The sequence below is a fragment of the Vibrio sp. Of7-15 genome, from assembly GCF_022347565.1.
In the GTDB taxonomy this organism is placed as follows: Bacteria; Pseudomonadota; Gammaproteobacteria; order Enterobacterales; family Vibrionaceae; genus NORP241.
Genome location: NZ_JAKRGH010000024.1, coordinates 70,525 through 79,322, shown reverse-complemented (window position 1 = coordinate 79,322; position 8,798 = coordinate 70,525). Strand labels below are relative to the sequence as shown.

Annotated in this window: 9 protein-coding genes; all 9 read left to right on the top strand. The window is 41.6% G+C overall.

Annotation, left to right across the window (positions count from 1 at the left end; translation table 11 throughout):
* Positions 1-130 (top strand): flagellin (locus MHO82_RS20060; RefSeq protein ID WP_275440690.1); only part of this gene is annotated, 130 nt, incomplete at its 5' end.
* Positions 131-486: 356 nt separating this feature from the next.
* A complete protein-coding gene (locus MHO82_RS20055; RefSeq protein ID WP_239186897.1) occupies positions 487-1,623 on the top strand; it encodes a flagellin in 1,137 nt (378 codons plus the stop codon).
* 299 nt (positions 1,624-1,922) lie between these two features.
* Positions 1,923-3,071 carry a flagellin gene (locus MHO82_RS20050; protein WP_239186894.1) on the top strand — a complete coding sequence of 383 codons (1,149 nt, stop codon included), beginning with the start codon at positions 1,923-1,925 and terminating at the stop codon, positions 3,069-3,071.
* Positions 3,072-3,165: 94 nt separating this feature from the next.
* Positions 3,166-3,576: a flagellar protein FlaG gene (locus tag MHO82_RS20045; RefSeq protein WP_239186891.1), complete on the top strand. Its 411-nt coding sequence runs from the start codon at positions 3,166-3,168 to the stop codon at positions 3,574-3,576.
* A gap of 25 nt (positions 3,577-3,601) precedes the next feature.
* Positions 3,602-5,263: a flagellar filament capping protein FliD gene (gene fliD, locus MHO82_RS20040; RefSeq protein ID WP_239186888.1), complete on the top strand. Its 1,662-nt coding sequence runs from the start codon at positions 3,602-3,604 to the stop codon at positions 5,261-5,263.
* Positions 5,264-5,268: 5 nt separating this feature from the next.
* Positions 5,269-5,562 (top strand): flagellar protein FliT, encoded by a 294-nt coding sequence (locus tag MHO82_RS20035; protein WP_239186885.1) that lies wholly within the window; start codon positions 5,269-5,271, stop codon positions 5,560-5,562.
* 15 nt (positions 5,563-5,577) lie between these two features.
* Positions 5,578-5,988: a flagellar export chaperone FliS gene (gene fliS / locus MHO82_RS20030; protein ID WP_239186882.1), complete on the top strand. Its 411-nt coding sequence runs from the start codon at positions 5,578-5,580 to the stop codon at positions 5,986-5,988.
* Between the two features lie 164 nt (positions 5,989-6,152).
* Positions 6,153-7,640: a sigma-54 dependent transcriptional regulator gene (locus MHO82_RS20025; protein WP_239186879.1), complete on the top strand. Its 1,488-nt coding sequence runs from the start codon at positions 6,153-6,155 to the stop codon at positions 7,638-7,640.
* Positions 7,641-7,754: 114 nt separating this feature from the next.
* Positions 7,755-8,798 (top strand): ATP-binding protein, encoded by a 1,044-nt coding sequence (locus MHO82_RS20020; RefSeq protein ID WP_239186876.1) that lies wholly within the window; start codon positions 7,755-7,757, stop codon positions 8,796-8,798.

Below are 8,798 nucleotides of genomic sequence, written 5' to 3'. Positions count from 1 at the left end.
TATTAAAGACGTTGATTTTGCGAAAGAGTCCACACAGATGACCAAAGCTCAGATTTTACAACAGTCGAGCACGTCTATTTTGGCACAGGCAAAACAAACCCCGAATGCAGCTCTGAGCTTATTAGGGTAAATATTTCCACATCACAGGCTATTTAGTAGAGACCTATTTAATAGCCTGTGATGAACTTAGCTTTAAATAAGAAATATTAAATTATGTTTTTTATTAATAGAGGTTTGTCGAATTGAGTTTAATATCAATTTGATAGGTGCAGTAATTAATAAGAGTTCTATAAGCTAGTTACTTCCACCTTTGTTGGTAGATGAAAATAAAGCGACATCGTTCTTTAAAAAGTGGACCAAGTTGAAAAGTAAGCATAGTTGCAGGTTATGTTTGGTTAAAGTTTAACCACCTCCGGCCGATAACTAAAGTATCAGGAAATAGAAATCGTTTTTTGTACTTTAGATGGTTTTAATGGAGAGATGAATATGGCGATTAATGTTAATACAAATACATCTGCAATGATTGCACAGCGGTATTTAAATAATGCAACAGATGGCTTAAATAAGTCGATGGAGCGTTTATCTTCTGGTTATAAAATCAACAGTGCAAAAGATGATGCTGCCGGTTTACAAATATCTAATCGTTTACAGACTCAAAACAGAGGGTTAGATGTTGCTGTTCGCAATGCTAATGATGGGATATCCATTGCGCAAACTGCAGAGGGGGCGATGAAAGAAACCTCTAATATTTTGCAGAGAATGCGGGATTTATCACTACAAGCCGCAAACGGCTCTAACAGCGCTCATGATCGAAAGGCGATCCAAGAAGAGATGGATGCGCTGACCGATGAGCTAAACCGTATAGCAGAAACCACGTCTTTTGGCGGGACACGTTTACTCAACGGAACATTCAATAGTAAAGCTTTTCAGATCGGTGCTGATTCTGGTGAGGCTGTTTTAATGTCGATGGCCAACATGCGAGCGGATGATTCGCGCATGGGAGGGCAAGTTTATACCTCTGAACTCGGCGTTGAAGACGGTTGGATGGCTGCTGCTGATTCTTCCATGTTAATTGACTTTATTGATCGGGATGGTAATGAGCAGAAAATCAATATTGAGGCGAAAGTTGGGGATGACATTGAAGAGGTAGCAACCTACATCAATGGTCAGACTGACTTAGTGAGCGCTTCCGTTGGTGAAGATGGCAAGTTGCAAGTCTTTCTCTCTGAAGATGTGGTAGATGGAGAAGTATCCTTTTCTGGTGAGTTAGCGAGCCAAGTGGGATTAGATGCAGCAAAGCAAACAATAGAAACTGTGCAAGACATAGATGTAAATACGGTAGCTGGTGCTCAGAAATCCGTTTCCATTATTGATTCTGCCTTAGCTTATGTTGACAGTAACCGTGCTGAACTTGGTGCCATACAGAATAGATTTATTCATTCTATTAATAACCTAGATAATATTAATGAGAATGTAGCAGCTTCAAATAGTCGTATTAAAGACGTTGATTTTGCTAAAGAAACAACTCAGATGATGAAAGAAAGAATTCTGCAAAGAGCAGGGGTGTCTGTTTTAGCTCAAGCTAAAGAGGTTCCTATAGCGGCTTTAAGTTTACTTTCTTAGTCTCTGAGCATTATGAGAGGGAATAGGTCTTAGTAAGATCACTATTTCGAGAAAAATAGTGAACTTACCTAGAGTTTATTCCATCTGATATACCTTGTTTTTAATCACTTTTTGTTTTTTCTTATGTGATTAAAGCTAGGTTGGGGGATTTTTCTATGTGTAATGTGAGAAACACATAGGAAAGCTCAAAATGGTTAAGGGTTTTCAGAGTATAGCCGTTAATAATATGTGAGAAATAAGGTGGCCTTTTTGGAGGATGAGACCAAAAAGGTACAACCAAAATGCCTAAGGAGATCAATATGGCAGTAACAGTTAATACAAACGTATCAGCAATGACAGCACAGCGTTACCTGAACAACGCAACTGATGGCTTAAATAAGTCAATGGAGCGTTTATCATCTGGCTATAAAATTAACAACGCTAAAGATGATGCTGCAGGTCTTCAAATTTCAAATCGTTTGAATACTCAGGTTCGTGGTCTTGATGTTGCCGTTCGTAATGCTAATGACGGTATTTCAATCATGCAAACGGCTGAAGGCGCAATGAAAGAAACTTCAAACATTCTTTCTCGTGTTCGTGATTTATCCCTTCAATCAGCAAATGGTTCAAATACTGATGCTGATCGCCAGGCGATTCAAGATGAAGTTACAGCACTTACGGATGAGATGAACCGTATTGCAGAAGCTACATCATTTGGTGGTACTCGTCTTCTTAATGGTACTTACCAAACTAAATCTTTCCAAGTTGGTGCGGACTCAGGTGAAGCGGTAATGCTTACGCTAAACAACATGCGTGCTGATGAAGCTAAAATGGGTGGTCAAACTGCTACTTCAGGTGCAGGTGTTGCGGAAGGTTGGACTGCTAAAGGTGGTGATGAAGGTCAAATGACCATCTCGTACACTGACAAAGCTGGTGAGCTACAAGAAATCAATATCACTGCGAAAGAAGGTGATGATATCGAAGAGATTGCTACTTACATTAACGGTCAGACTGACAAAGTAAATGCGTCGGTTGGTGAAGGTGGTAAGTTACAAGTTTTTGCTTCTGAAGACACAATTCAAGAAGGCTCAGAACTTGGTTTCTCTGGCTCTCTAGCTGCTGCAACTGGTATGGATTCAGCAACATTGGCGACAGAAACAGTTCAAAATATTGATGTGACTACAATTGCTGGCGCACAAAAAGCTGTAGCGATTGTTGATGCAGCAATGGGTTATGTGGACGCACACCGCTCTGAGCTAGGTGCTAAGCAAAACCGTATGGACCACACCATCAATAACCTTGATAACATCTCTGAAAACGTATCTGCGTCTAAGAGCCAAATCAAGGATGTGGACTTCGCTAAAGAGACGACTCAGATGACTAAGTCTCAAATTTTGCAACAAGCAAGTACTTCAATTCTTGCACAAGCGAAGCAAGCTCCATCTGCGGCACTTAGCCTATTAGGTTAATAAAACTGCCTGAAGCATGTTATGCTTCTAAATAGTTACCGCAAAGGCGGCAGGTTCATGCCTGCTGCCTACCTACCTTAGGAGGTGAATAGTTATGGACATACCATCAGTCTCAACTTCATCCCTACCTATGCCTAACTCTCATTCTGGTACGAAAGTTGCTTCAAAAAATGAGAGCGTATCTAGTATTTCCAATGGAAAACCTCCAGTAGCTCAATCAGCACAAAGAGAAATCCGTAAGTTAGAAGCGACGCAAGCTGCTCAGCAACAAGAAGCAAAACGAGAGCGAGAGCTCGAACAGTTGGCTGAGAAACTATCAGAATTTGTTTCTACCTTTAACAAAGGGCTGTCTTTTCGTGTCGATGAGCAATCAGGTCGAAATGTCGTTACTGTATTTGAGATGAGTACAGGAGATGTTATACGGCAGATCCCGGATGAAGAAATGCTAGAACTAGTAAGACAGCTTGCTGCTCATTCATCGGGGTTAGTAGCTGAGAAGGTTTAGAATTGGTATTTGAAGTGAGATATTCATGAGTGTAAACCCTATGGGGATGTCCGGTGGCCTAGATATAAACTCTATGGTCAACAAAATTGTCGAAACGGAGCGCGCGCCTAAGCAGCAACGGATCGAGCGAGAAAGAACTGATATTGATACAAATATCAGTGCTTACGGACGACTTAGAGAATCTCTCGATACCATGAAAGACCTGATGGCGAGTTTCCGTCAAGATAATGCTTTTTCTTTAAGAAGTGTTACTTCAACTGATGAAGAGGTGATTAGCGCGACGGCTACCCATGAAGCATTGGCAGGGAAGTACGCGGTTGATGTACAGCAACTTGCTCAGGCACATAAATTAGCATCGAATGCATTAGCGGAAGATACGAAGTTTGGTCCGGGCAAGCTGCTTATTCAACTTGGCGACAAAGAATTTAAAATTGACATTAAACAAGATAATGCCAGTTTTGTTGATGTGGCACGGGCGATTAATGAATCGAATTCAAATCCAGGTGTACGTGCATCCATCATTAAGGATGATGAAGGCTCAAGGTTAATACTTGCATCTGATAAATCAGGCGCAAAAAATGAGATAAAAATATCCGTTTCAGCCATTCCTGGTAACCCTTTGCATAACTTTGGGTATCAGACTCTAACTGACCAAGTGTTAGGGCCTGTGGATGATATAGCTAAAATGGCTGAAACGGCTATTAGTGATTCTTTGTCAGAAGATCCTACGACAGAGAAGAAAGACGGTGAAGACAAAGAGCCAGACCCGGAAGACGATCCTAATGATCCAAGTAATGTTATTCCAGGTTGGAGTGAATCAGCATCAGGAACACTGACTGATAACTGGGACGATATCTTGCCCACCGCGGTGAGTACAGCTACAGATATGAGTATGCCTGCATCTGTTGCCTTAAGTGCGGCAAAAGTGGGTTACGAGCAAGCTATTGGTATGACACAACTGCAGTCTGCCAGTGATGCTAAAGTGGTGCTGGATGGTATTGCTGAGTTAAGCAGTGAAACGAACGTTATTAAAGATGCAATTCAAGGCGTTGATCTTACATTAAAGTCGGTAGGTAATACTGCTGATGATCCTGTCGAGTTGGATATTCAATATGATAGGGCTTCTGTTAAAGCATCTATTGAACGTTTTGTTGAGGCTTACAATCAATTTTATGCCGTGAGCCAAGAGCTTGGCAGTGTTAATCCTAGAACAGGGCAAGGTGGTCCTTTATCTGGTGATAGCATTATCCGTTCTTCTGAGTCACGTTTAAAATCGACATTCTCTTCGCCTGTTGCGAGTGCTCCTGAATCAATTAAGACATTAAGTGAGCTTGGTATTTCTACGACCCGAGCAGGTACGCTCGAAATCAACTATTCTGTGTTAGACCGTCAAATAAATGAAAACTTCACCAATTTGCATGGCTTCTTTGGTGGATCTGATGGTTTTGCAAAAAAAGTGGAAGATGTAATTCAAGCGTTTACTGGTTCTACAGGTAGCATCCGAACTCGTGAAAATAGTTTGGTCGATCAAGGTTATCGTTTAGATGATGAGCAAGTAACGCTGGATCGTCGTATGGAGAGCCTTGAAGGCCGAACATTTGATAAGTTTTCAGCAATGCAGGAAGCCACTGGCAAAATGCAGAGTCAACTTTCGGGAATGATGAATGCAATGTCAGCTGGAATGTAAGCTAAATGTGTGAGCTATTAAAGCAATTGGAGCAGCTGGATCTGGGTTTATTGACTCTTTTAAGCTCAGATGACCCAAATATTGAAGAAATTGTACAAAAAGTCGATATTCGGGAACAGCTTTTGCATGAGTTATTTCAAGCGCCAGAAAAGCGAACACCTGAGAGATGGCACCATGCCATTGAACGCACTCAGCTTATTGTGCTTGAAATGAATAAACACACAGATAAGTTCGCCAGTAAGATAAAGCAACTGCAGCATAGCAAAAAATCGGTGCAGTTATATAAGAAGTTTCAATAATAATGAGGAAATTCGATGCGAGGTTCACTACAAGCCTATAAGAAGGTGTCAGTAGACAGTCAATTAAGTGCAGCATCTCCACACAAGGTTATTCAGATGCTGATGGCTGGTGCAATTGAGCGTCTTATTCAAGGTAAGGCAGCGATGCAGCAGGGCTCTCTTGCCGTTAAAGGCGAGCGTTTAGGCAAAGCTCTGGATATTGTGATCAGTTTACGTACTTGTTTATCTATGGATGAAGGTGGAGAGATCGCCAAGAACTTAGATGCATTATATGATTTTATGATCCGCCAAATTGCTTTAGCTAACCAGTCAAATACATCTGAGCCACTTGATGATGTTGTTGAAATGCTACGCGAGATCAAGTCTGCATGGGATCAAATTCCAACGGAATACCATAATTTAACGGCTGATCAGGTTGGTCGATAAATAAACAATATTGCCTTTCTCTTAAACCAAGGTCACAGCTTTTACGTGACCTTGGTTGCCTTACCACCCTGTTTGTAATTAAAATAGAAAGAATAGATTGTTGCTGTTCATGGAATAAGCCGCAAAGAATAATAATTAATTACAAGGCAGAAATTAAGTTACTCATGCAGGGTTTAGCAAAAATACTTGTTATCGAAGATGACAGTCAACATCGCCATGACATTGGGGTAATTCTTGACTTTGTGGGAGAGAATTGCGTTTTGGCGACATCTAAAGATGTGCCGCAAATTAAGTGGGATGACTCGTGGGAGGCCTGCTTTTTAGGCCATGTCCATACATCATCACACTTTCCTCAAATTTTAGAAAAGCTGTCTGTACATAATCATATTCCAGTGATAGCGCTTGCTTGTCATCATTCTGAATTGGAGTCAGTCACTAGCTATGTTGGGGAGCTTCAAAAGCCACTGAACTACCCTCAATTAAGTGAGGCTCTGCGTCATTGCCAGGAGTTTCTTGGCCGACAAGGGTATAAAGTACCTCTGCTTGGTCGTAAAAATACGTTATTTAGAAGCATGGTTGGTCAAAGTCAGTGTATTCAAGAAGTAAGACACCTGATTGAGCAAGTTGCTGGCACAGAAGCGAACGTACTTATTCTTGGTGAGTCAGGTACGGGTAAAGAAGTCGTTGCTCGTAATATTCATTACCATTCACCACGCCGTAAAGGGCCTTTTGTCCCTGTTAACTGCGGTGCAATACCTCCTGATTTGTTAGAAAGTGAGCTTTTTGGTCATGAGAAAGGCGCATTCACAGGAGCGATTTCTGCTCGTAAAGGGCGTTTTGAGTTAGCAGAAGGTGGCACTTTATTTCTTGATGAGATCGGTGATATGCCGATGCCAATGCAAGTAAAGTTGTTACGAGTACTGCAAGAACGTTGCTTTGAGCGTGTTGGCGGTAATGAAAGTATTAAGGCTGATGTTCGTATTATTGCCGCTACTCACCGTAATCTTGATACGATGATTGAAAACAACACGTTCCGTGAAGATCTTTACTATCGCTTGAATGTCTTCCCAATTGAAATGCCGGGGTTAAGAGAGCGTAAGCAAGATATTCCGCTATTACTCCAGGAATTGTTAACTAGAATGGAAGCAGAAGGTGGTCATCCTATCCATTTTACTCCTAGGGCCGTTAACTCTTTAATGGAGCATCATTGGCCAGGTAATGTGAGAGAGCTGGCTAATTTAGTTGAACGTCTAGTCATTCTATATCCGGGTGAAATGGTTGATGTTAATCATCTGCCAACAAAATACCGCTACAGCGATATTCCTGAATTTCAACCTGAGTCTCAATACGATGGAATGTCGATTGAAGAGCAAGAGCAAGCAGCATTGGCTGATATGTTTTCAAACTTTGAATCTTCTCCCTCAGAGCCTGAACCTATTAAGGCTGACAGTACAGTTCCTCACGGTGGCTTACCCCCAGAAGGTGTGAACCTGAAAGAGATGTTGGCGGATGTTGAGGTTAATATGATCTGTCAAGCGCTTGAAGCACAAAGTGGTGTGGTTGCTCGTGCCGCGGATATGTTAGGAATGCGAAGAACTACTTTAGTTGAAAAAATGAGGAAATATAATCTTAATAAAGATGATATTCGATAGTTAGTCAAACCATTGACGATTAACCAAGGCTCTATGGTGTTGAATTTTAAGGATAAAGAGGCTGGCATGTAATATGCTTAAGCCTCTTTGTTTTTTTAGAGTCGGAAAATCGTCATGCAAAAATCTGAGATCCCTGAGTCAGCGTCACCGCTGGGGACATTAACTGAGCAAGTTACACGCTATAAGCAAGTTTTAGATGTGATGCCTGCTGGTGTGATTTTGCTGGATCCCCAAGGTGTGGTTTGTGAAGCAAATCCAGAAGCTGAACAGTTGCTTGGTTTCCCATTGGTTGGGGAAAAGTGGTTCTCTGTCATTCAGCGTGCTTTTGATCCAAGAGAAGATGATGGCCATGAAGTCTCATTACGGACTGGTCGCAAAGTAAAATTAGCCATCTCTGCATCAGATATGGGGCAACTAATTTTAATAACCGATCTTACGGAAACCCGACTGTTACAGTCCCGAGTGAGTGATTTGCAGCGTTTGTCTTCATTAGGAAGGATGGTTGCTTCTTTAGCTCATCAAGTCAGAACACCATTATCTAGTGCAATGTTGTACGCTTCAAACCTTGGAGCCCCTAACCTACCTGCCGCCACTCGCGAACGTTTTCAGACTAAATTAGTCGATAGACTCCACGACCTAGAAAAACAAGTCAACGACATGCTCTTATTTGCCAAAGGTGGTGATAATAAGGTGGTGAACCCCTTTAGTGTGGAGAGCTTATTATCTGAATTCACTCCCATGGTAGAAACGACAATTAATAATAATCAGGCTGATTATTGCCTTGAGGTTGAGCAAGAGGACACCGTAGTCATCGGAAACTCGAATGCGATCGCAAGTGCATTAAGTAATCTTGTTATTAATGCTATTCAAGTGTCTGGCAAAGGTTGTCAGGTGGATGTTTACTGTCGAACAGTGAACGATGAGTTGCGTATTTCCGTTCAAGATAATGGCCCTGGGGTTCCTGAAGAGATACAAACTAAAATTATGGAACCGTTTTTTACTACCCGCTCTCAAGGTACTGGTTTAGGGCTAGCAGTAGTGCAAATGGTATGTCGAGCACATAGTGGACGTTTAGAGTTATTTTCAGAAATCGGCGATGGTGCCTGTTTCACTATGTGTATCCCTCTACCTCAAAATGATTTAACGTCTGGAGAATAA

What these genes read in the sequence shown, in the direction of transcription:
- MHO82_RS20025 (WP_239186879.1), top strand. Translation starts at nt 6,153, where the DNA reads ATGCAGGGTTTAGCAAAAATACTTGTTATCGAAGATGACAGTCAACAT.
- MHO82_RS20020 (WP_239186876.1), top strand. Translation starts at nt 7,755, where the DNA reads ATGCAAAAATCTGAGATCCCTGAGTCAGCGTCACCGCTGGGGACATTA.
- MHO82_RS20045 (WP_239186891.1), top strand. Translation starts at nt 3,166, where the DNA reads ATGGACATACCATCAGTCTCAACTTCATCCCTACCTATGCCTAACTCT.
- MHO82_RS20035 (WP_239186885.1), top strand. Translation starts at nt 5,269, where the DNA reads ATGTGTGAGCTATTAAAGCAATTGGAGCAGCTGGATCTGGGTTTATTG.
- fliD (WP_239186888.1), top strand. Translation starts at nt 3,602, where the DNA reads ATGAGTGTAAACCCTATGGGGATGTCCGGTGGCCTAGATATAAACTCT.
- MHO82_RS20055 (WP_239186897.1), top strand. Translation starts at nt 487, where the DNA reads ATGGCGATTAATGTTAATACAAATACATCTGCAATGATTGCACAGCGG.
- fliS (WP_239186882.1), top strand. Translation starts at nt 5,578, where the DNA reads ATGCGAGGTTCACTACAAGCCTATAAGAAGGTGTCAGTAGACAGTCAA.
- MHO82_RS20050 (WP_239186894.1), top strand. Translation starts at nt 1,923, where the DNA reads ATGGCAGTAACAGTTAATACAAACGTATCAGCAATGACAGCACAGCGT.